General features: G+C 41.8%; 12 protein-coding genes and 1 pseudogene. 1 reads left to right on the top strand and 12 read right to left on the bottom strand.

Annotation, left to right across the window (positions count from 1 at the left end):
• Positions 1 to 13 precede the first annotated feature (13 nt).
• The 8 genes from ACFGVS_RS03920 to ACFGVS_RS03885 form a co-directional block, all read right to left on the bottom strand.
• Positions 14 to 1,804: a glycoside hydrolase family 9 protein gene (locus ACFGVS_RS03920; RefSeq protein ID WP_439697545.1), complete on the bottom strand. Its 1,791-nt coding sequence runs from the start codon at positions 1,802 to 1,804 to the stop codon at positions 14 to 16.
• Between the two features lie 219 nt (positions 1,805 to 2,023).
• On the bottom strand, positions 2,024 to 2,626 hold the full coding sequence (locus ACFGVS_RS03915) for a porin family protein (RefSeq protein WP_439697544.1): 603 nt from the start codon (positions 2,624 to 2,626) through the stop codon (positions 2,024 to 2,026).
• Positions 2,627 to 2,823: 197 nt separating this feature from the next.
• Entirely contained in the window at positions 2,824 to 4,257 is a 1,434-nt protein-coding gene (locus tag ACFGVS_RS03910) for a TolC family protein (protein WP_439697543.1), read from the bottom strand.
• A 13-nt stretch (positions 4,258 to 4,270) separates the two neighbouring features.
• Positions 4,271 to 4,948 (bottom strand): ABC transporter ATP-binding protein, encoded by a 678-nt coding sequence (locus ACFGVS_RS03905; RefSeq protein ID WP_090651025.1) that lies wholly within the window; start codon positions 4,946 to 4,948, stop codon positions 4,271 to 4,273.
• A 447-nt stretch (positions 4,949 to 5,395) separates the two neighbouring features.
• Positions 5,396 to 7,777 (bottom strand): ABC transporter permease, encoded by a 2,382-nt coding sequence (locus ACFGVS_RS03900; protein WP_439697542.1) that lies wholly within the window; start codon positions 7,775 to 7,777, stop codon positions 5,396 to 5,398.
• A 156-nt stretch (positions 7,778 to 7,933) separates the two neighbouring features.
• Positions 7,934 to 10,318: an ABC transporter permease gene (locus ACFGVS_RS03895; protein ID WP_439697541.1), complete on the bottom strand. Its 2,385-nt coding sequence runs from the start codon at positions 10,316 to 10,318 to the stop codon at positions 7,934 to 7,936.
• Between the two features lie 124 nt (positions 10,319 to 10,442).
• Positions 10,443 to 12,797 (bottom strand): ABC transporter permease, encoded by a 2,355-nt coding sequence (locus ACFGVS_RS03890; protein ID WP_439697540.1) that lies wholly within the window; start codon positions 12,795 to 12,797, stop codon positions 10,443 to 10,445.
• Between the two features lie 109 nt (positions 12,798 to 12,906).
• Complete coding sequence (locus ACFGVS_RS03885; protein ID WP_439697539.1) at positions 12,907 to 15,327, bottom strand: ABC transporter permease; 2,421 nt, start codon at positions 15,325 to 15,327, stop codon at positions 12,907 to 12,909.
• Between the two features lie 207 nt (positions 15,328 to 15,534).
• Between ACFGVS_RS03885 and ACFGVS_RS03880 the strand changes: the two genes are divergently transcribed.
• Entirely contained in the window at positions 15,535 to 15,609 is a 75-nt protein-coding gene (locus ACFGVS_RS03880; RefSeq protein WP_143065467.1) for a YSIRK-type signal peptide-containing protein, read from the top strand.
• Here ACFGVS_RS03880 and ACFGVS_RS03875 read toward each other — a convergent pair.
• The 4 genes and pseudogenes from ACFGVS_RS03875 to ACFGVS_RS03860 form a co-directional block, all read right to left on the bottom strand.
• Positions 15,591 to 17,954 (bottom strand): annotated as a pseudogene (locus tag ACFGVS_RS03875) (ABC transporter permease); the annotation flags it as partial. The gene ACFGVS_RS03880 and the pseudogene ACFGVS_RS03875 sit on opposite strands and share 19 nt — an antisense overlap.
• 105 nt (positions 17,955 to 18,059) lie before the next feature.
• Positions 18,060 to 20,489: an FtsX-like permease family protein gene (locus tag ACFGVS_RS03870; protein WP_439697538.1), complete on the bottom strand. Its 2,430-nt coding sequence runs from the start codon at positions 20,487 to 20,489 to the stop codon at positions 18,060 to 18,062.
• Positions 20,490 to 20,667: 178 nt separating this feature from the next.
• Entirely contained in the window at positions 20,668 to 23,175 is a 2,508-nt protein-coding gene (locus ACFGVS_RS03865; protein ID WP_439697537.1) for an ABC transporter permease, read from the bottom strand.
• A 156-nt stretch (positions 23,176 to 23,331) separates the two neighbouring features.
• Positions 23,332 to 25,797, bottom strand: coding sequence for an ABC transporter permease (locus tag ACFGVS_RS03860; RefSeq protein ID WP_439697536.1), 2,466 nt, complete (start codon positions 25,795 to 25,797; stop codon positions 23,332 to 23,334).
• Positions 25,798 to 25,828: the final 31 nt, after the last annotated feature.

The raw sequence follows: 25,828 nt of genomic DNA, 5'->3' as shown, positions 1-25,828 counted from the left end.
AATTGAGAGATATCTATTTAGTTGATTTCGTTTTTAGGCTTAACTGATTTTGCAAGGCTTCTATCGCGTTGGCCAGGTAAGCAATCGGTGCATTCCAGTTTATGGTAACCTCGTTGGCGGCATAAGCCTGGGTATCGTCGATGTAAGCTTCGTCAGGTACCTTAGATGGCACTTTGATACCATCCTGCATCCCCGGGTTTGGCCCACCTACCAATAAGCCGGGTATCGGCTCTGTTATCCCATCGCTTGCCGAAGGGCGGTGATGCGGGTGCATAGGCGTTTTAGTACCATACCCGGTTACGTATGAGTACCCGGTAGCATTTCTGCCCAGCAGGTAATCCAAATCGGCCAGCGCGTTATCCAGGTACTTTTTATCGGGTATTAGCCGATAAGCCTGTAATAATAAAACGCCCTGATTTGCCGCATCCGAATTGCTTCCCCAGCCAAAATGCCGGGCCGATAATGTCATGGATGTTTGATAAGCATTATCATCAACGCCCTTAATTAATCCATCTGCGGCATTTATTAATCTTTTTTTGATCACCGGTAGCTCAGCAATGCCCGCGTTGTTTTTAAGCAGCGTATAATAGCCTAAGAGCTTTACCTGCCCCCAGGCCGGTACCGGCATTTTATCGTCGGGTAACAGGTTGATATTTTTCAGATAGTCAGAATCACTTGTGGTAACAAACATTTCGGATGCTGCCCAAATAAATTCATCGGTAAAGTTGTTGTCGCCGTACCCTCCGGTGGTTATGGCGGGGTTAAATTTTTTATTATTCTCATCCTGCCGGTAAGCAACATTTGGGTTTTTGACAGCCCATTGCCAGGCGCTTTTCGCGGCCACGATACATGAATCGGCCAGGCCAGGTGTTTGTTGCGGAAATTGCTTAAAAATTCTTGAGGCCTGTGCCATAACCGCAGCAAAATCAAGGGCGGCAGCGGTACCTTTTTGTACCACATACCGGGGCGTGATATCTTTATCCGGCATCTCAAACTTATCAAAAACGGCGTTGGTTAACTTATGGTACACGCCGCCGTCATTTGGATCCTGCATGGTAAGCATCCACCTTAGGTTCCAAAGCACCTCGTTTAGCAGATCGGGTACGCCATTGCCGCTTTCTGGGATATTAAGCTTAACGGTTTTCATGTAAGCCGGAAAATCCTCGTATAATGAAAGCAGGGTACTTGTGCTGATGCCGCTGTTTACCACATATTTATTATAGTCCCCGGCATCGTACCAGCCACGGGGCGACGATATAATAGCACCTGCAGGCCGTTTTTCGCTTGCTGCCGAAGGATGTACTATTACTCTATCATCCGGGTGCCCCCCTGCCCTGCTCCATTTACCGGCATACTTTACCGGCAACGGCGTTGATGCCCGCATAAAGTAATAGGCTTTGATAACTCCTTTTGCTATTTTCTGATGAACGTTACCAGCTATTTTAAATGGATAAGAGCTGCCTGCGCCGGCAACAGTCAGCTGGTATTCGCCCGGTTTAGTAAAATCACTAAAATCGGCTATGTAAGTAGTTCTGCCTGCGAAAGACAGACTTACAGAAGGTTTTAAGCTCCCACTGAACACGGTGCGTTTATTGGGCGACTGGATTGCAAACAAACCGCCAGCGCCACTTAAAACGATTGCCTTTTTTATGGCGTTTGGATAAAACCCTATTTGGTTTAACCTTATTGGATTTGACGAGGTATCTTTAGTTTGGGCTGTGCCCGGCTTAACCATAAACAGTAATAAAAATAGCCCTGTTAACCTGCCTGCCGAAATTTTGACGCTATTGAAAATTATACTCATTGTATTGCAACCTTTTGCGCGGTTTTGTTGGATAACAAACCGGAATTTAAATATAGGTGTACAATTTACAATAAGTATAATACTATTATTGCCAATTAGCCTGAAAATATAATACTAAAAAGACATGTTTATGATGTATAATGGGACGGGGCCGGTAAATAAAAAAGGCCCGCCGTTGTATGGCAAGCCTTGTGATAATATTGAACAGGGTTTACGCCTTTACAGCGAAAATATTTTATAAGCCAATGAAAGGCTAAAAATGCTAACGCGGGTGTGCGTATAACCCGGGCCATAGCTAATTTTATTCAAACCGCCTTCGTACCTTAAATCAACCGAAAAATCCTTAATATCCACACCAGCGCCAAGTTGAATACCGTAGTTAGCGTCTTTATAGTTTAATTTAGCAACTTCGGCAGCAGCACTACTATAACTTTGATCCCTGTTTACGGTAAAGGAAAAAACGGGGCCGCCATAAAAACGACCGCCTAAGCCCAGCGCGCCAATTTTTGTACCTACAAGCAAGGGCACATCCAAACTTGTGAACTTGGCCTTGTTTTCATTTCCGGCATCGTCCTTAACAGTCAGGTTTTTTGCTGTGGCATACATCTCTGGCTGAAAATTAAAGCCAAGTGCACCAAACCTTGCCCAAACACCTCCTAAATAACCTGCTTGCGAACTGTTATCATACTTTCCATTTGCCGGAAATGCCGAGAAGTTTAAACCAGCTTTAGCGCCAAACGAAAAGCTTGGCACTATTTGGGCAGATGCCATGCCCATGGATAACAGGCAGATACTAAGTGTTAGTAAGATTGTTTTTTTCATTTTCGTAGGGTTAGTTTTAGCCGATAAAATTATTAAAATTACCCAGAAGCAACAAAAGGTAATTTAAGGAGGCCACAAAATAGAAATCCGGTTTATATTACACAGCTATTGCAGTGGCATATAAACCGGATATTGGGATTTAAATTCTGCGATAAAAATAAAACTTTTTTACAAATCCCAAAACTTTTCAGCTTTTTTTATAACGTTAACTTGCCCTGGTAATAATCTAATATTTTATTATAGATAAAACAATCGTAGCGGGCATTTATCATATTGATTTTTGACCTGTCCAGGTTGTTTTTAGCTAATACAAAATCGTATGAAGTTAGGACTCCATTATTAAAACGAATCTCGGCTATCCTGAATGATTCTGTATAAGCTTTAACCTGATCGGATAGCACGGTATACCTTTCATATGCCGACGTCATGTTCAGGTAAGCCTGTTCTACGTTTTGTTTTAAAACTATCTTGGAGTTACTTTCTACAAACTTCGCTTCTTCCAGGTTTATTTTAGCCAGTTTTACTTTGTTACGGTTTTGAAAATAATTGAGGATAGGGATTTGCAGGTTTAAACTAACCTGGGTACTATAATTGTTTTTAAACTGATCGTAATAACCAATGCTATGATTGCTGTAGTTGGCCTGGGTAGAGTAAACAGCCTGTTTGGTACCGCCGGCACCATTTACAAAAGCCCCGGTATTTACAGTTGTAGAATCGATAAACGTTGAGCTTTGTGCTGCACTGGAATAATTAGTAAAAATTCCGGCCCCTAAAGATAGCGTAGGCAGTAATGCGCCCTGCGCTACCTTAACACCTTTTTCGGCACTTTTACTTCTTAGTTCGGCAGCTTTAATGTAAGCCAGTTGCTGCAGTGCAGCATCATATACCTGGTCTGAACTGGCATCTGTTTTCGCAGAAACATCCTGTACAGTTAAGGGTTCCAGTTTAAGGTTCCTATTGTAAGGGATATTTAGCATTTGCATCAGGTTAAGCTTTGAAACTTCTAATGCGTTTTTGGCCGATACCACATTTAATTGATTATCGCCAAGAGTACCCTTTAAGTCGTACAAATCTGATGGTAGTTTATTGGCGCCCTCTTTTTCCAATATATCCAATCGCTCAACCTGCTTTTTTGATACCTCGAGCTGATTAGTTACCTGGCCAAGCAACTCTGCATTATCTAATACCAGAAGGTACGCGGTAATTACATTGATGGTTACCTGATCTTTAGCCTGCTGAAAATCCATTTTGCCCGCCTGGTAAGAAAGCGAGGTTTGCTTGATGTTGTTTAAGTTTTGCATCCCGCTAAAAAGCGTAAGTGAACCGTTCAAACTATAATTACCATAAGTAAGTGATTGCGTAACATAGCTGTTTGTAAAAGGATTAATGTTACGGCCATTATTTATACCATGGTTAACCGAACCATTGATAGCAGGCAGTAAATATTCCTTTGCCTGGTTATAACCAACCTGCAGGCGTTCCATTTGCAGTTCGCTTTTCTTTACGTCGAGATTGTTTTTTATGGCAATATCTACACACTGCCTGATTGAAAGAACAGAATCAGTTTGTGCCTGTACCTGTGTTGCCGACAGTGCTATCAAACCCAGAAATATAAATTTAAAATATCGCATTACTATATGATGATCAGAGTTGTTTTGATGATGCTATTTTACCGTCGAGCAGGTTGATGATGCGCGTACCGTATTCGGCATTTTTTTCAGAGTGGGTTACTTGTATAATGGTTACTTTATCCTCCTTGTTCAGCTTGCGGAAAAGCTCCATGATCTCTTCGCCTTGTTTGGAGTTAAGGTTACCTGTTGGCTCATCGGCTAACAACAATTTTGGTTTGGCAATCAACGCGCGGGCAATGCCTACCAGCTGCTGTTGCCCACCTGATAACTGAGCTGGGAAAAGGTCTTTTTTTCCAACTATATTAAATTTATCCAGTATATCAGCAACCATGGCCTTGCGTTCGGCGCTTTTGAAATCCTGGTAAATTAGCGGCGTTTCGATGTTTTCATAAACAGTAAGCTCATCTATCAGGTGATAAGCCTGGAAAACAAAACCAATATATTGTTTATACAAAGCCGAGCGCTGTTTTTCTTTAAGCTGGTGTACAGCATGGCCTGCAAAATAGTGATAGCCGTCGGTTGGCTCATCCAGCATACCTATAACGTTAAGCAAAGTCGATTTTCCTGATCCCGATGGGCCCATAATAGAAATAAATTCGCCCTCGTCAACCTCAAGGCTCAAATCGTTGAGCACATAATTTTTTAGTCCACTTACCTGGTAGTATTTTGAAATATGCTGAAGTGATAACATTTTTTTGTTGTGAATTAATAAGTTGATGAATTAGTGATTTGAATTTTACTTAACAGCAATAATAATAATCATTTTATCATTCAGGTATCAATAATATACCAAACTTTCAAACAGTTAATTATCAGCAACTTAATCAAAAACAAATAAATAATAACTGTACGCTTATGTAACATGGGGCGTACGGTAATGATACAATGGTGAAAGGTGAAAGGTGAAAGGTGAAAGGTGAAAGGTGAAAGGTGAAAGGTGAAAGGTGAAAGGTGAAAGGTGAAAGGTGAAAGGTGAAAGGTGAAAGGTGAAAGGTGAAAGGTGAAAGGTGAAAGGTGAAAGGTGAAAGGTGAAAGGTGAAAGGTGAATCAACCTTGCTTCGCCGGTTGATTCACTGGTTGGGACATATCGCAAACGCAGCTACCTTTTATCTTTCTCCTTTTGCCTTTCACCTATATACTACTCGCTTCTTAAACTTTTAACCGGGTTGCTTAACGCTGCGCGGATGGCCTGGAAACTGATGGTGCCCAGGGCGATAACGGAAGCCAGGATGCCGGCGGTGGCAAAGATCCACCAGCTGATATCAATACGGTAGGCAAAATCATTGAGCCAGCTATGCATAAACCAGTACGCCAAAGGCGATGCGATAAAGAAAGATATGATGACCAATATGATAAAATCCCTGGATAACATATTTACAATGCCGGGTACTGTGGCGCCCAATACCTTGCGGATGCCAATTTCGCGGGTGCGCTGTAGTGTGCTGTATGATGCCAGGCCCAATAAACCAAGGCATGATATAAATATGGCCAGCACAGCAAAGTTGAGGAACAGCTTGCCAAATCGCTGTTCAGCCCGGTACTGCCGGTCAAAAAATTCATCTAAAAAGTAATAGCTGAACGGCCTGTTCGGAATTAACATCTTCCATTTATTTTCAATGGCGGCCAGCGTTGCCGCGGTATTTTGGGTTGACATTTTTACCGAAATTAAAGAGATGTTCTTCATTTCAATGCGCATGCTTAACGGTTTAATAACTTCCTGTAATGACCGGAAATGGAAATCCTTCATCACCCCAACTATTTTGCCCTCGCGGCCCCATTGTTTAAAGCGTTTGCCAATGGCCTGTTGTGGTGAGCTATAGCCAAATAATTTAACTGCAGCCTCGTTCAATAACATCGCCTGGGCGGTATCTGTGCCAAACTCACGGGAAAATGACCTGCCTGCTACCATCTTAATCTTAAATTGGTTTACATAATCCCAGTCGACAAAATACAGATCGAGATTAGCTATCTGCAAATCGCCCTTTTTATTCTCAATCTCGGAATAGGCACCGGGATTGCCGCCGCCCGGAACGCTTGATGACATCGCTGCTGATTTTACACCAGGAATTGATGTAAGCGCTTCTTTAAGTGCCTTGCCAGCGGGATCATCGTTGGTATCCAAAACGAGCATCTGATCTTTACTAAAACCAAGATCCCGGTTTTGCATAAAGTCCATCTGGGTGTAAACTATGATAGTACCTATAATAAGGAATATCGAAATAGTGAATTGGGCTATTACCAATGTTTTACGTAACACATTTCCCTTTTTACTACTCGAAAATCTGCCTTTTAACACCAATACCGGCATAAACGACGATAAAACCAACGCCGGGTAAATACCGGCGATAAGCCCTATAGCCACAGATGTGCCCAGCAAGATGGCCACATAATACCAGTTAGAAAATATACCCGCGCTGATTGTTTTGCCTGCAAGCTGATTAAATAGCGGCAAGACTAAAACCGAAAGAATGATGGTAAGTACAAATGCGATAAGGCAAAGTACTACCGATTCGCCGATAAACTGGCTGGCCAATTGTCCTTTTTCGGCGCCAACCACTTTGCGGATGCCAACCTCTTTGGCCCGTTCAACAGACCGTGCGGTGGTTAAATTCACGAAGTTGATACAGGCTATCAATAATATAAATATGGCTACAACAGTAAATATGTAAACATTGTTTATACTTCCTGATTCCTGTCCACCGCGTTTGGAGTACAGGTAAACCGTTTTTAAAGGCTCTAAAAACAGTTTAAAAAACATATGTTGTTTCTTTTCCTCTTCGCCGTTGCGACGTTCTAAAAAAGCAGGCAGCTTAGCTTCAAGGCTTTTAAAATTTGTGCCGGGTTTTAACAGCAAGTAGCTTGATGCTCCAAAATTGCTCCATTGGTTATCCAGCCCCTTGTTAAACTTTTGGGTAAGCGAAACCATCGATATCAGCATATCCGCTTTAATCTGCGAATTTTCGGGGATATCCTTCATAACTCCGGTAACTTTGGCTGGTATGTTATCGCCGGTAACCAGCACAGTTTGCCCTACCGGGTCGGTATTTCCAAAGTATTTTTTTGCTGCCGATTCGGAAAATACGATTGTGGCTACTTCCGACAATGCTGTTTTGGGATCACCTTTCAGCAGTTTAAAATCAAAAACCTTAAAAAATGCGGAGTCGGCAAATATGGAGTGCTCTTCCTGGAATTTAACATTACCTTTTTTCACCAGGAAACTGCCGCCGCTTATCCGTACAAACGATTCCACTTCGGGGAAATCGGCTTTGATATTTGGAGCAAATGGCCATGCCGTAACGCCCGTATTGATGGTTTCGGTAGGTGTTTTAATATCTGTAACCAGGCGATAGATCCTATCGGCCTTTATATGCATTTTATCGTAGCTCAGCTCAAAGCCTACATACATAAATATAAAAAAACAGGCTGTTATCCCTATGGATAAGCCTGTTATATTGATAATAGAAAATGCTTTATGCTTCCACAGGTTGCGCAAAGCTATTTTGAAATAGTTTTTTATCATGTTATTTAGTCATTAGTCATTTCGCTGCACTGTCATTAGTCATTGGTCATTTCGCTATGCTGTCATTGGCGATTGGTCATTTGCCATTTCACTGCGCTGTCATTAGTCTTTTAAGTTGACTTATTTACCACCAGATAAGCATCAATGACCAAATTATCATTCGCTTCTTAAACTTTTCACCGGGTTAGCCAGCGCGGCCAGCACCGACCGGTAGCTTACCGTTATTGCCGCTATCACAAACGTGAACAATATGGATTCGACGAAAATTTCGGGCCCGATGGATATCCTGTATTGGAAATCTTTTAAATAATTATGCATGGCCCAATACGCCAACGGCGAGGCAATAACAAATGCAATCACCAATAAGATGGAAAACTCTTTGCCAAAAACCCATAGCACAGATGAAATGCTTGCACCTAAAACTTTGCGTACGCCAATTTCTTTTGTTTTACGTACAGCCATAAATGAAACTAAGCCATACAAGCCAAGACAGCCTATCGCTATAGCGATACCCGCGAAAGCTTCTATGAGTGTTAGCAGGATATTATCCAATTCATAAAATTTCCTGATACTATCATCCAGAAACTGATACGAATAAAACTCTTCGGGAAAGCCCTGATTCCATACCTTTTCAAAGGATGCTAACGATGCCTTGGCATTACGCATATTTATTTTGATGGCAATGGTAGAATAACCTTTATAATTTGGCATAATGCACACAGGCGAAATTTCACTGTGGAACGAATAGTTGTAAAAATCCTTCACCACACCAACTATGGGTGCAGTTGTACCTTTACCATTAATCGATAACATTTTACCTATCAAATCCTGCGGCTTCATGTTTAGTTTTTTGGCTACCATCTCATTCACTACAAACTCGCGTGTGGTATCTGAAGGAAAGAAATTGCGGCCGGCAACCAGTTTCATCCCAAAGGTTGAAAGATAGTTTTCATCTGCCGATTTAACGTTGATACTCCAATGCTCCTCTTCGGCCCGATGGTCAAAATTAACGCCTGTACTGTTATTGGATTGCGACGCGGGAGGCCTATAGCAATAAGTCACCTTTTCGACACCTTGAATTTGGTTTAACTGATTTTTCATGGTGCTTAAAATGGCCTTATTGTCGTTTTTGGGGATGGGTAATAAAACAATAGCATCCTTGTTAAAGCCTAAATCGGCAGTTTGCGAATAATGCAGCTGCGACACTATAATGATAGTGCCGATAATCAGCACCTGCGAAATGGTAAATTGGGTAACCACCAACACTCTGCGCAATGAAAATCCACCGATATCCTTTTGCGAAAGTTTACTTTTAAGCGCCTGAATAGGCTGAAACCTGGCCAATACCAAACCCGGGTATGACCCCGATAAAAACACTACTGCAACGCCAATTAATACAATAAAAACAGCTAACTCGCTTTTATTGAATTCCATTTCTGACTGAAACAGATGATTGATAGCAGGCAAAGCGATATACGATAAGCCTATAGCAACCAGTATCGCAAATATGGTTATTAAAGTTGTTTCGGCTATAAATTGCCAAAACAACTGGCCGGGCATACTGCCCAAAACTTTGCGTACGCCAACCTCTTTTGCCCGGTTAAGTGCCTGCGCTGTTGCCAGGTTAACAAAATTTACACTTGCGGTAATAATCAGGAACAGGCCAATAAAGAATAGTGCCCAAAGGTACTTTTTATCGGCATAGCCATTCAGTTCGGGGTTAAAGTGCATATCGTTAAGGGGTTGCAGCTTAAAAAACCAAACTTTTAAATCGCGGCCTGTATAATGCTTTTTAACAATTTGTGCGGTGGTTGCATCTACCTGTGCCTGTGTTACCCCTTTTTTTAATTTGGTGAATACCTCGCTCCCGCTATATACACCACCCCAATTCTCTTCGCGCCGCTTATTGCCGGTGTACTCGTCCATGTTACCGTACGATACATAAATCTGTTGCCGGCGATCTGTATTATTGGGTAAATCCTTCAAGATACCGGTAATCGTAAAATTCACCTTATTATCCAGGCGAAACACTTTGCCAATGGCGTTATCGTTGCCAAAATATTTTTGTGCAATTTTTTGTGTCAGCAACGCCTCACCAGGCGCAACCAGCATTTTCTTTTTATCGCCTTTAATTAAGGGGAAGTTTAAAATATCAAAATATTCCGGCTCGGTAAAAGCCACGCCGTCATCTTCCTGGAATTTTTTAACCTCCGTGCCGTTTGTTATGGTGATAAGGGTACCTGTGAAGTTAATTACCCTCGCGGTTTTTTCGCCGATAGTAAAGTCATTCCTGAAGGTTTTTCCTAATGGTTGCGGCACGCCGTTTGATTTTCCAATGCCATCGTCATGCCATTCGGTATACAAACGGTATATCCTGTCCGAATCTTTATGAAAAGTATCGAAGCTTAGGTGATAGGTAACCAGTGTAAATATCAGGATACCACAGGCAATACCCAACGCCAAGCCAATAACACTTATAGTGGCATAAGCCTTGTTGCGTTTTAAATTCCGCCAGGCAATTTTAATATAGTTTTTTATCATTTCGTTTAGTCAATTAGTTATTTCCCTTTGCTGTTATTGATCATTTATATCGTACGATGGTTAAATCATTTCCCGCTGCGTTCAATGAACTGACGACGTTGGGCTAATGACCTCATGACTTAAATCACTCATCCCTCAAACTTTTAACCGGGTTACTTAACGCTGCTTTTATAGCCTGGAAACTTACGGTTGCCAGCGCAATAAGCGTGGTTATTATGCCCGCGGCAGCAAATACCCACCAGTGAATGCTTACCCGGTATTGGTAATTTTGCAGCCAGTTGTTGATGGCCCACCAGGCTACCGGGAATGCTATCAGGCATGAAATACCGACCAGTTGTAAAAAATCTTTTGATAATAGCCCCGTTAAACCTGCTACGCTGGCGCCCAAAACTTTGCGGATGCCTATTTCCTTTATCCTCCGTTCGGCAGTGTACGCGGCCAGGCCAAATAAGCCCAGGCAGGATATAAATATAGCCAGCGATGCAAAAACGCCTGCCAGTGTTCCGGTAAGTGTTTCGGTTTTAAATATCAGGTCAAATTCGTCGTCAACAAATTTATAATCGAAGGGATAGCCGGGATTATTTGATTTAATTATACTGCCAACTTTGTTCAACACATCCGGCAAATTTGCTCCGTGTTTAAACCTTATGGTTAAAAAGCGGGCTCCGTCGGTATGATTATATAATAACATGGGGGCACTGGCGGCGTACATATCATTGTAGAGGAAATTTTTAACTATGCCGGTTACAGTTAATCGTTTTGAGCCACCTTCTGTTATAATAGCTCCAACATGTCCTTGTTTACCCATTTGTTTGGCAAAGGCTTCGTTGATGATCACGTTATTATTATCAGTAGTTTCATTTGAATGGAAATTCCTGCCGGAAGCCAGCTTCATACCCATGGTTGATAAAAAATGGTCGTTAACATTCTCCAGGCTTATCAATGGATTTTTTGATGCATCCTTGCCTTCCCACGAGTAATTATCGGTATTGCTCCAAATCTCTAAAGCGGGATAGTCACTCAACGCGGCGTCCTCAACTAAACCTGTTTCTTTTAATTCGTTGTAAACTGCAGGGAAGTGGTCAACCAGTTTACCTTGCGTGCCGATGCTGATCAGGTCATTTTTATTAAATCCCAGTTTGCGGTTTTTTACGTGCTGTATCTGTTGATAGATTACCACAGTACCGATAATCAAAATAATCGAAATTGAAAATTGAATAACCACCAGGCTTTGCCTGATAAGGCCCGAGCTTGTACTTGACTTTATTTTGATACTTTTTAACACCGTTATAGGGTTAAAAGATGACAAGTAAAAAGCCGGATAGCTACCTGCAAGTAAGCCTGTAATTGTACCTATCGCTATCAAGTAAATAACATGACCGGCAGCAAACAGGTTAAGGGCCAGCTCTTTTTGAACCAGGTTATTAAAAGCCGGCAGTGTTAAAGCAACCAATAATACAGCCACGGCGACTGCTATAAATGACATAATCAATGCTTCGCCAATAAACTGACTGATGAGTTTACCTTTACCAGCCCCCATCACCTTACGCACTCCAACTTCTTTGGCCCGCCTTTCTGACCGCGCTGTTGCCAGGTTCATGAAATTGATACAGGCTATGAATAATATGATGAAACCAATAATGGCAAACAAACGAACATACACAATGCGGCCGCCATCCATTTTACCATCGGTGAAATTATTGTGCAAATTCCAGTCGTTCATAGCAAAAAGAAATGATTGCGTATTGTTGCCCGTTTTTTTGGTTCCGATGTAGTTAGCCAGTTTTTTATTAATTGCATTAACATCGGCGTTGGGCTCCAACTCCAAGTAAGTATGCGCCCAGTTAGCACCCCAATCTTTCATCCAGGGCTTTTTAGGGTCAATATCGTTTAATGGCGCCAGCCAATGAAACTGCATTGTCGAATTTTTAGGCAGATCATTTATTACACCGGTAACAGTAAAATCCTGCTCATTATTCATCTTAAGCGTTTTGCCTACCGGGTTGGCATCGCCAAAAAACTTTTTGGCCATGGTTGTATTAATCACCACCGAATGCACATCACGGAAAGCATTATTGGCATCGCCATAAACAAAAGGTAGTTTCAGGATCGAAAATATCCCGGCATCAGCATAATCTCCTTGTTCGTTAATTGCTTTATCTCCAAGAGAAAACAAAACATCACCGGTACCGCCCGATCGGGCAGCTGTTTTTATACCTGGGATATCCGCGACTAATGATTTGGCCATAGGGCCTGGCGTAGCGTGAAAAGTAGAAACCTTACCTTCATAGGTTTGATTTTCATAGATAACATAAATGTTATCCCTTTTTTGAAAGTTATGGTTAAAAGTAAGCTCGTCCTGAACCCACAGAAATATAATAGATGCACAGGAAATGCCTATTGCAAGCCCCGCGATATTCAAAAAACTGTAAGCCTTGTTTTTTAACAAGCTACGAAATGTTGTTTTCAGGAAGTTCATTATCATGATAATTAAATTCTAAATCCCAAACCCTAAAAATTACCGGTCCTACACAAATCCTAAATTCTAACTTGCTTGCCCAATTCTACTCACCACTCACCACTCACCACTACTCGCTACGCAAGCTTTTCACCGGGTTGGCCAACGCCGCACGCACGGCCTTGTACCCTACCGTTACCCAGGCAATGACCACTGATGAAGCCATGGCCAACAGGAATATCCAGGCGCTTAACGATATGCGATAGGCAAAGTTTTGTAGCCAGCCGGTCATCACGTACCAGGCCAATGGCATGGCAATTACAAATGAGATAACGATAAGCACCACAAATTCTTTAGAAAACAGGTAAACAATACTGCTTACCGATGCGCCTAATACTTTGCGGATACCAACCTCTTTCGTGCGTTGCACCGCCATAAACGATACCAGGCCGTATAAACCAAGACACGAAATAAAAATAGCTATGCCGGCAAATATTTTGTAAACCATGGCCATCTGGTTTTCTGCCTGGTAAAATTTAGCAATATTATCATCCAGAAAATAGCCGTTGTAAGCATATTCGGGGTAAGTGTTCTCCCACATTTTTTGTAATTCGGCAACGGTTTTACTTAAGTTTTTGGTCTGGATTTTAATGGCAACATTGCCTTCAAATTTTTTTGCAGGGCTGATAACAATTGGCTTTACAGTTTCGCGCAGCGAGTTGGTTTTAAAATCCTTCACTACACCGGTTATAGGCATCCACCTTCCATTGCCACCCATTCGTACGGTTTTACCAATTGCGCTTTCGGCATTTTGGATTCCCAACTTATGGATAAATGTTTCGTTGACCACCACCTGCCTGGCAGTGTCGCTTACATCATATTCTCTGCCGGCGGTAAATTGGAGCCCGAAGGTTTTAAAATAGTCGGCATCGCCAAATTTTAAATAGGTATTAAAGCCTGGATCTTTGGTGTTGTTATTAAAATTAAAATTGGTGCCCCAGTTGTTTTCTGACGAAGGTGCATCCGAGCTAAAACTAACCGATTTTACAGCAGAATTTTGCATAAGCTGTTGACGATAGGCTACCATTTTACCCAGACTGATGCTATCGGTGTAGCCGGGAATAACGAGTACCGCTTCTTTATTAAAGCCAAGATCGGCCTTGTTTACAAAATCCATTTGGTTCATGGCCACTATAGTGCCAATCATTAACAATTGAGATATCGCAAACTGAGTAATAACCAGCGCCCTACGTAACGGAATGCCGCCAATTGAAGCAGCGGTGATCTTATTTTTTAAAGCTAAGACCGGTTTGAAACCAGATACCACCATCGCTGGGTAAATGCCCGACAACACAATGACAACTATCATTACAACAAATAAAAACAGCAGGTTTTGGGCAGTGAATAAACCAATGCTTTCGGGTACATTGGCAATGCTTTTAAGTTGGGGCATGGCCAATTTTGCAATGCCTAAAGCCAGCACCACCGAAAAGAAGACCACCAACGCAGTTTCGCCAATAACCTGGGCTATCAATTGCTTACGTGTGCTGCCTAACACTTTGCGGATACCCACTTCTTTTGAGCGGCCAACGGATTGCGCTGTAGATAGGTTTATAAAATTGATGGAGGCCATTACGATGATCAGTAATGCGATGAGCGATATGGTACGCAAAGTGGCGTAACTCATGGTATGGTCTGCCAGCGGGTTACCAAAACGGGTGTCAAAATGAAACAGCGATAGTGGTTGAGCCAGGATGTGGGTTTCAGATATACCTTTTTTAAAGTGCTTGCGCGAAAAAGCTTCCAACTGTTTACTTACGTTATCGGCGCTTATATTCGGGGGCATCATCATAAACACCTGGTGGTTGCTGCTTGTCGATCCCCATTCGCCGCTGTAGTTATAATCTTTGCCGTGTGCTTTCCAGCTCACAAACGATACCATTATTTTAAACGGAAAGTCGGTATTAACGGGCGCGTCTTCAATAACCCCGGCAACTTTAAGCGTTATAACATTGTCCATTTTAAGGGTTTTGCCAACTGCATTTTTCCAGTCGCCAAAGTATTTATTGGCCATGCTTTTGTCAATCACTGCCATATCCGGATCTTTTAAAACCGAGGCGGTGCCGGCCAACCATTTTGAACTAAAAATGTCAAAGAATTGAGGTTCAATGAATAAAACGCCCAGGTTTTCGGTAAATTTTTTATCGCCTGAACCTGTGCCTGCAACTTCGGGAACGGTTATCTGGCTGCCGTAGCTGCTGTTTAAGGCTGCTACCTTTGCCTGCGGAAAATCTAACCGAAGGGCCTCAGTAGCAGGCACTGCAATACCCGGATTATAAGTAAGGTCCGATTCGTGTTTTTCCTGGGTTACAACGTGGTATATGTTTTTGTAGTTGGGCTGAAATTTATCAAAGCTCAGCTCAAAATTAATGATAACAAAAATGAGCAAACAAGCGGCTATACCAACCGTAAGCCCGGCTATATTTATACTTGAATAGGCCTTGTGCCTAACTATATTACGCCACGCTATTTTGATGTAATTTTTGAACATGTGATATGCAGATTTGTACACATGGTTTAAAACACATACCAAAACATTAAATACCTGATAATAAATAAGTTATATTCGGAGAAATTTACGAACATGTTCGTAAGTGTAACAGTGGGTGTACGGTAATGATACAGTGTGAAAGGTAAAAGGCGAAAGGTAAAAAGTAAAAGGCCACATTAACCTTAAACAACCTTTTACCTTTCACCTTTGGCCTTTCAACCTCAACACTATTCGTTTCGCAAACTTTCAACCGGGTTGGCCATTGCCGCTTTAAGCGATTGATAACATACTGTTGCAAATGCTATCAGCACAGATAAGGCAGCAGCCAATGCAAATACCCACCATTGAATAGCTATCCGGTAAGCAAAATCCTGGAGGTATTTACTCATGGTTAGCCAGGCTATGGGCGATGCTACTACAATGGCAATAACAACCAGTTTAATAAAATCGGCCGAGAGTAATGCGGTAATATTGGTTACCGAAGCCCCAAGCACTTTACGAATGCCTATTTCTTTGGTTCGCTGTACGGTGAGCAGGGATATTAAACCTAAAAGACCAAGGCAACTGATAAAAATGGCGATAACCGCACTGGAGGTAATAAGTTTGTTCAGCAAGTCTTCTTTCTGATAAAAATCGTTAATCTGTTCGTCCAGGAAGCGATATTCAAATACATTTTCCGGGAATACTGATTGAAATACTTTTTGGATCTGCGAAAAAGCAGCAGAACGGTTTTTCAGATCGATCCTTACGCCAGCGTACTGATACTGGGCACGGAGGGTGCTGATATACGACGGTTCTATTACTTTGTAAAGCGATTTGGCGTGAAAATCTTTCACAACCCCAACAATGGTACCTCGTTTATCAGTCAGGTCTCCGGCGGTAAATTGGTGGCCAATTATCTTCCGGGGATCTTTGATACCTAATTGTTTAACCAGTTGCTCATTCACCAGGTACTCTTTTGCCGAATCCGCTTCGGCAATATTTTTGCCTGCTATAATCCGCAACCCGAATGTTTTAGCATAACCTGCATCGCCCATCAAAGTGCGGCCTACAAACTTTTCCCAATCCCTCCCCTCGTACTTTATTGATCCGCCTTTATCGGCTGTTGAGGAAGGTGCCCGGTAACAAAAAGAAACGGCGCTAATAGCGGGGTTAGCCAGTAGCTGGTTCCGGAAGAAATCTGTTTTACCCTTGTCAAAATCGGGCAACGGAAGCGTTACTACGCCCGTTTTATTAAAGCCAAGATCGGCGGTCTTTAGGTAGCGCACCTGCATGGTGATAATGATGGTACCGATAATAAGTACCTGTGCAATTACATTTTGAATAACGATGAGGCTTTTACGGCTAAACCCGGCAGCTTGCGAATGCCCGCCAACCTGGTTTTTCAGCGCATTTACAGGTTTAAACCTGCTTAATACCAAAGCAGGGTAAAACCCTGCGGCAATGGTAACTATCAGCATGGATAGGGCAATAAAAACAAACAGCGTTTTATCGTGTGTAAAATTAAATGTAAGCGATGTTTGTAGCCAGGAATTTAAAACCGGTAAAAACATCCAAACTGATAATACAGCTATTAGCCCGGCGGCCAAAACTATTAACGCCGTTTCTGTCATAAACTGGATGAATATAGCAGCAGGGGTACTGCCTAAAACTTTACGGGTACCAATTTCTTTGGCGCGTTTAAAGCTCTGGGCGGTTGCCATATTAACAAAGTTTACACACGCTATCACAATAAGTAATAAACCAACAATGCCCAGTGTGGTTAGCAACGATTTTTGTATTACGCCACTATACCGGCCATCAAAATGCACCTCATTTATGGGTTGCAAAAAGTATTTGAAGGTTTTTGCCGCTTCCTTATCCATCAGTTTGGGTATGGTAGCCTCTACCTTTTGGGGCGACAAATTTGGCGGTAATTGCAGAAATATAACATTCCGCGAGTCTTCCCAAGACCAGCTTTCCTGGAAATCTTTTTGAACATCCGGATAAAGTGTTTTAAGGGCAGTTAGCGATAAAAACATATCGCACTTAAAATCGGTATTATCCACATTATCGGCCAATACCCCGGTCACCTTAAAATTGTGCTTACTATCCAGGCGGATAACCCGACCAACAGCATCGCCGGTACCAAAATATTTCAACGCCAATTTTTGGGTGATAACCACATTATCCGGGTCATTAAATGCAGTTTCGGCACTGCCGGCAAGCCATGTATAGTCAAGCATGTTAAACCAGTGCTTATCGGCAAGGCCAACATTTTCTTTTTCATAAAACAACTTCTTCCCCGCCCCGTCACTTTCCGGAACCGATATGGTGAACGAACGCTTTTGAACCAAAACGGCTGCGTCTTTTATCTGCGGCAACGCTGTTTTAACAGCGCGGGCCAACACCATTGGTGCGCCTTTTTCATATAGCGTGGTGCCATCCTCAAGGTGCAGTTGTTCAACGATTTTATATAACGATTTTTTATTGTGATGATAAGCATCAAAACTTAGGTGATAGCTGATAAACTGGAACAGAATAATGCTGCACGCTATCCCCATGGATAGGCCGAATACATTTATAAGGGTATAAAATTTGTGCTTCCACAAATTACGCCAGGCTATTTTTAAGTAGTTTTTAATCATGTAGATATTACTTATACGATGATAGGTAAAAAGCTTTGGATCAGAAGTTAAATTTTGTTAAACCGGCAATTTTTAAATTAAAGTCGCCCTGTCTGAAAATGCTTCTTATTCACTCTTTAAACTTTTAACCGGGTTGGCTGTGGCGGCTTTTATGGTGTGATAGCCAACCGCTATCAGCGCCATAACCACTGCAATTGTACCCGAAATAAAAACCAGGCCAATATCGGGTTTTATTCGGTAAGCATAAGTTTGCAGCCATTTACCAATGCTCAGCCAGGCTATCGGCGCGGCTATTATAATTGCTACCAGCACAAGCTTAACAAAATCAATTGATAGCAAAGTGGTTATTGACGTTACCGAAGCTCCCAATACCTTACGAATGCCAATTTCTTTAATGCGCTGCTCGGCAGTAAACGTTGCCAGGCCAAATAGCCCCATACATGCCATAAATGCAATCAGGAAACTGAATAATGTAAAAAGCTGCTGCAATTTATTATCGGCCTTATATTGCTCCTGCAACAAATCGTTTACCCATCGGTATTCAAATATTTTACCTGGGAAAAATTGCTTCCATAGTTTATCAACGTTGGTTAATACCTGCTTCTGGCTACCAGGCTGCACTCTCATCAGCATACTGCCATAGGTAATTTTATTATCGGCTACAATTAGTGTTGGCGACATCGCAATTTTAAGCGATTCGTTATTGAAATCTTTAATAATACCCACCGGTATCCCGCGCATGTTTAATATAGGCTTGTTTAATTCTTTGATATTGAACGCCTGCGCTGTATAAGCTGTAATTAAAACAGGTTGCGTTTTTTGCGCTTCCTCAAACTTCTCCATACTTTTTTGCATTAATGAATCTGAGTTTAAAGCATCATTTCCAAATTTATTGCTAAACAACCGTCCCTTCTGCAATTGGAGTTTTAAAGTACTGACCAAATCCACATCAGCTTTGATATAAGTGGCCTGAATTTTATTGCCCTTTTGATTAGGATCATCAACCATTGTTGTCATAAAGCCGCCGCCGCCGGATGGGTACCAAGTACTGATACTGGCATTTTCGACGCCGGCAATTTTTAACACCTCTTGTTTAAAGGCATCGCCACTTGTACCCAAATCTGTTTCGTTAATACGCAGCAGGTTATTTTTATCGTACCCTAAATCTTTATTAATGATAAACTTAAGTTGTTTTTGAACAACAATGGTACAAATCAATACTGCTACAGATATAGTGAATTGCACGACAACCAAGGCTTTACGCAATACACCGCTACCCTGTTGGACGCCAGTATTACCCTTTAAAGCCGTTGCCGGTAAGCGCCCCGATAAAAGTAAAGCCGGGTATAACCCGGTTAATAAACTCACCAGTAAAACCACCCCGCATATTGCCGAAAACATGCCGATGTTACGGGATAGTGTCAACGTTAGCTTATATCCTAAATAGTTTTCGACCGGGTTAAGTAATATGCTGTAAACAAATATGCCTATGGCAAAAGAGATAACAAAAAACAAAATCGACTCGAACAAAAACTGGGCAATCAAATCGGCCTTGGCAGCGCCAAGTACTTTACGTATCCCTACTTCGGCTATCCGTTTTAACGCGCGTGCTGTGGTTAAATTGATAAAGTTGATGCAGGCAATAATTAATAACAACACGGCGATGCCGCTAAAGATGTATACATTGCTTATTTTACCCTGCACACGCTGGTATCCCCCAAAATCAGACTTTAAATAAACATCTGTCATCGGTTGAAACTCATAGCTAACATTCCTGCTGTTTCCCTTTGTAAACTGGGCGTACCATTTATTAACCTTGGCACTAAATATTTTTACCGAAGTGCCCGGTTTTAGCAGAATGTATTGCGAAGTAAATGTACCGAAGCCACCTTTATTAAGTTGATTGTAATCGGCATCATGTTCATTTAAAACCAGCATATCTGCCCTTAAATGCGTGTTTGAAGGAATATCCTTTATGATACCGGTAATAATGTATGTTTTCGCTTTACCAAAATCAGGAATATCCGTTATGGTTTTCCCTATGGGGTTTCCGTCAGCAAAATATTGCTTCCTTATTTTTTCAGTGATGACAAGGTTGGGGTACCCGGGAACAAACTTCTTAGGATTGCCATGCACAACCGAAAAATCCAGCATATTCCAAACGCTTGGTTCGGCTGACAGTGCAACAATGCTTACACCATCCCTGTTATCGCCCAGTTTATACCGGTCCTCGCCGTTTACCATTCTGCAATAACCCTTTACCTCCGGAAAATTGACTTTCAGGCTTGGCCCCAATCCGGTAAAGCTTCGGGGAGATCTGTCCACTAAGTTTTTATCGCTGTTATCTACCGTTATTACCCGGTAAATATTATCCGCGTTTTTCCATTGCCTATCATAGGATAGGTCATCTATCACCACCGTAGCAACCAGCAGGCATGCCGCCATACCAATAGTAAGCCCGGCTATATTTATCAGGGAATAAACCCTGTTGCGCTGCAAATTACGGAAGGCTATCTTGATATAATTCTTTATCATATGTCAGTTCATTTGTTCACTGGTTCATTAGTTCATTGGTTGTATTGTTCATTAGCTTTGCTGATTCGATTCATTAGTTCATTGGAACGCGGGTATAGCAGATAAATCGCTATTAGTTGCAACCTGTATAACCACACAAGACCAATGAACTAATGAACCAGTGAACCAATGAACGAAGCTATTCGCTACGCAAGCTCTTCACTGGGTTTGCTCTGGCCGCCTTTAAGGTATGGTAACTCACAGCCAACAAAGCGGTAGCTATGGCTATAAAACCAGCGATAGTAAAAAGGAACCAATCGGGTGTTATGCGATATGCAAAGTTTTGCAGCCATTGGTTTACCAGGTACCAGGACAGCGGAACGGCAATTACAAATGCGCCCAGCGCAAGGTATATTGTGCCCCTGTTAAGCAACACAAACAAATTTACCAACGATGCCCCAAGTACCTTGCGGATACCAATCTCTTTTGTGCGGTTAATGGTTGTAAGGCCGGATAGGCCAAACAATCCTAAGCAAGCAAGTATGATAGCGATGATACATGATACGGTAATGGTAGTCATCCAGCGCAAATAAGCATCGTAGCTTTTGGCAACATCCTGGTCCATGAAAGTATAAGTAAGCGGAAGGTTATTGGTTAATTTGTTCCATTCGCTTTTTAATTTAGCCATAGTTCCCGGAATGCTTTGGTGTGCCTTTATCCGCAGCCAGTAATAAAATATAGGATCGCGGTTGATGGTATGATAGGCCGGTGGGATCACCTGGGTGAGATCGCGGTTGTGGTAATCTTTACAAACGCCAATAATAATACCACCAATGGTGGTATTATATACATCAAGTGCCGGCTTACCAAGCATATTATACAATGTTTGATTTACAACTACATTGTGCCTGATCTTGGTTCCGGCGGGCGCCTTTTGCTCTTCAGACAGCACCATTCTGGCGCTATCACTTGCTATATCACGCGAAAAATCGCGCCCTTTAACAATTGGTATTTTGTTGAATTTAAAATAATCATAATCAACATTTAAAAAATCAACCGGAACACTTTTGCCGTTAATGGTATGCCCGTTGGTGCTTGCCACATCAAAATAAAATGAAGCGCCTGTTGCGCCATCCAGGGATGGTTCAGTATCGGCATAATGATATATGGCCTCTTTTAATCGGTTGCCGTTTTGTTTATCCGCATAATCATAAGGATTGTGCAGTACCACAACCTGGTCTTTATCAAACCCCATCTCGGTTTGATTAATAAAACGCATTTGTTTATTAATCACCAACGATGATATCACTAAAATAACACAAACCGAAAACTGTATGATGATAAGGCTTTTTGACAATACAGGATTAATGCGATAAGCCGAAAACCCTCTCATGATATTTAGAGGTTTTAGCCCAGACATGGCATAAGCAGGGTAAATGCCTGCTGCAAAGCCAAGCAAAATAGCCAGCACGGGCAGCAACACTAAAAGATTAACAGATGAAAAATTATTTAAGCTAATGCCGGCACCTGTAAGCGTGCTAAAAAATGGCATTACAGACACCGCCAGTACAAAGCCTGCTGATACCGATATAAAAGCGAGCAATTGGGTTTCTGTATAATATTGCATAATGATTTGTATTCGCCCTGCCCCTATGGTTTTGCGAACGCCAACATCCTGAGATCGCGAAATAGCATTAGTAAGCGTAAGCAGTACATAATTAAAGCAGGCTATCACCAAAATAATTACTGCAAGGGTTATCAGTTGATAAATGTTTTTGAGGTTGGTGTAATGTCCCCATGCCCCGCCCTGGTTATAATGGGCATCGGCAAAACTTCTTAAATAAATATGGGTATCAGAAGCTTTGGTTGTTGGATCCTGCTTTTGCATGAATTCGGTAAGCGATTTAAAATAAGTTTTCGCAAAAACATCGAGTTTCTGCTGAAAACGGAACACGTCTGTTCCTTCTTTTATTTTAACAATCAGCACTTCGCTAAATGAGTTAACTCCATTACTAATCTTTTCCTTATAATCTTCTCTCGACTCCAGCGGAAAGATCAAATCAAACTGCATACTTGAATTTGCCGGAAAATCCTTCATCACACCATTAACAGTTACCAATACAGGTTTGGTATCTCCCGGCAATTGGATGGTTTTGCCTATGGGGTCGGCAGCACCAAAATATTTATTAGCCAGCCGCTGGCTAATCACCACCTGGTTACGACCGTTTAAAACCGTTTTGGGATCTCCTTTAATTAGCGGATAGCTAAATACTTTAAAAAAATCGGCATCGGCGCAAACGATATTGTCATCTTCCTGAAAATTTTGGTTGCCCACTTTTATAACCGGTTTATAAAAACCTTCAAACCGCACAGCACTTTCAATCTCCGGGAAATTTCGCTTCATATCCGGTGCTAACGCAGGCGGCGTAGTGGTTATATTTTTTTTATCTTCTGTATTAGTCAAAAACGAAAAGAAACCATTTTCGCTCTTATCATCAGTTGGTTTTGAAAATATGTCCGACTCTTCCACTCTGTACAACCTATTTACGTCGTTATGGAACTTATCAAACGATTGCTCGTTTTTTAGATATAAATAGACAAGAATACAAAAGGCGCTTGCGATACTCAATCCAACTATATTGATAGCGGTGTATAACTTGTTGCGCAAAATGTTCCTGAAGGCCAATACTAAATTGTTTTTTATCATATTATTGGTTCATTAGTTCAATAATTCATTAGTTCATTGGTCTTGTATGTTGGTTCACTGTTTATTGGTCATGGATGGTTTGTTAGTTTTTTGGCCGCGCGGTCAGCAGATCAAACTAAGGTTTGCCGCCCGCCACCAGTGAACCAATGAACTAATCTATTCGCTACGCAAACTATTCACAGGGTTAGCAACCGCGGCCTTTACCGTTTGGAAGCTTAGTGTAAATAGTGCAGCCAATAACATACCTGCACCGCTTGCCACAAATATCCACCAACTGATAGTGGTACGGTCGGCAAAACTTTCCATCCATTTGTTCATGGCGTACCAGGCCAATGGGGTAACCAGCACAAATGCAAGTAAAATAAGTAATATCAGCTCGGTTGATAGCAGGGTGACAATCTGCGCAACCGACGCGCCGAGTACCTTCCGTACGCCAATTTCTTTGGTGCGTAAATTGGTGGTGTACATAGCCAGGCCTAACAAACCTAAACAACTGATAAATATAGATAGGCCTGTTGCCCAGGTAAGCAAGGTAGACGTATGTTGCTCTGATTCGTAAAATTTTTCGATGTTTTTATCATAAAAACTATAATCAAAGTCATCATCGGGGTATAGTTCCTTCCAGGTTTTTTCCATGCTGCCAAGGGCCTTCTTCCAATCGTCGCCCCCGGCTGATTGTGGTTTTAAAGCGATATGGAAAGTACGGTTTTGATATTTACGGTATGGTATAAGTATGGCAAGCGGCTTAATGGCATCATGTAATGATTTTTGATAAAAATCGGCAACCACACCTACTATCTCCATTTTTTTATCATCGTTATAATCAAGCATTTTACCTATCGCATCTGATGGCTTTTTAAAACCGAGCGTCCGGGCATAAGTATTGTTAATTATCAAAGCCTTTGTTGAATCGGCTTGCGTGATATTGCGGCCGGCCAGTAGTTTAATATTATAAACCTTCAGGTAGTTTTCATCCCCGAATTTTTGCTGAACATCTGTTTTAACCTCCTTTTTACCGTCTTTGTAAGTGGCCTCGGTGCTGTTGGTATTGCCCGAAGATGGCGGATTACTACCAACAGCCATTATTTCAATTTGCGGGATGGCGGCAACCCTGTTTTTAAAAACCTGCTTTGTTCCTTCATTTGAATTTTTATACGGGATGGTTATATTGATAATAGCATCTTTTTTAAAACCCAGATCCTTATGTAGGGCGTAATAAATTTGTTTGCTTACCAATATGGTAGCCATGATAAAAAATTGCGCTATTACAAACTGAACCGTAGTTAACGATTTACGCAGAAACGCGTTACGGGTTTTACTTGTACCCGAGTGCGCCTGGTTTTTAAACACATCAACCGGCTTATAGCCCGATAATACCAGCGCTGGGTAAAAACCAGATAATATACTTACAACCACCACTAATGCAAGCATAAACAGCAGGATATTGCCATGATGCAGGTAATCAACCGTGATACCTTTGGGGGTAAAATCGGCAAATAGTTTAAGGATGGATGGTGCGACCAGCAGCGCTATAATTACTGCAAAAATGGTTATCAGGAAGGTTTCGCTCAAAAATTGGGTTATCAGTTGGCGGCGGGTGCTTCCCATTGTTTTACGGATGCCTATTTCTTTGGCGCGTTGCGAAGCCTGGGCTGTTGTAAGGTTTACAAAGTTGATGCAACCTAATAGTAACAAAAATGCAGCTATAACCAGTAAGCCATATAAGGTTGTCTTGCTTGCTGTGTGGCCACCATCAAAATTATTGTAATCTTTGTTAAAGTGCAGATCGCTTAACGGCTGCAAATGAAAAACCTGGGTATTGCCGGCATCTTCCTTTTTAGGCGGATGATGCTTTTTTAGCAATACATTCAGCTGCTTTTCAACATTAGCTGCCGATGCATTATCTGCAAGTTTAAGGAACAATACGGATGCAGATGTGGTACTCCCCCATTCTGTTAACTGAAGATTATCTTTGAGGGCCGGATTGTTGAGGCCAGTACTATAGGATATAAAATCATGAAAATTAAAGTCGGTGTTTTCTTGAGGCGTTTGTATAATACCGGTAACAGTAGTTTTAATGGTATCATAAGTTACCGTTTTGCCCAGCATCTGGCCGTAAGAAAGCTTGGGGAAATATATCTTAGCCTGATCTGACGTAAGCACCACCTGGTAAGGCTCGTTCAGCGCCGTTTTAGCCGATCCTGCAAGCCAGGTATAATCAAATAGTGTAAAATATCTGCCATCGGCCAGTACAATATTTTCATGGTCTTTAAACCTTGTGGGTACATTGGTGTTATTGGCAATAAATACATTCATGCCGCCATTGGTAAAAAACGGCACCACGTCTTTTACGCCCGTTACTTCGGCTTTTACAGCCCCCGCCAATGGGCCGGTAACGCCACCGTTATACCCCACATTGCCCGAAAACGAATACTCGGTAACCACGCGGTAAATCTTATCGCTGTCCCTATGGTTTTTATCAAACGTAAAATCATAATTTACAATAACGTAAATTACCAAAGCGGCACTAATGCCGATAGACAACCCTACAATGTTTATCATTGTAAACAACTTGTGCCGTCCGAAATTACGGAACGCAATCTTGAAGTAATTTTTTATCATTTTATTGGTTCATTAGTTCACTTGTCCATTG

The organism is Mucilaginibacter sediminis (assembly GCF_051903035.1).
Classification (GTDB): Bacteria; Bacteroidota; Bacteroidia; order Sphingobacteriales; family Sphingobacteriaceae; genus Mucilaginibacter.
The sequence above is the reverse complement of the archived record's forward strand: the minus strand, read 5'-3'. Positions and strand labels throughout refer to the sequence as shown.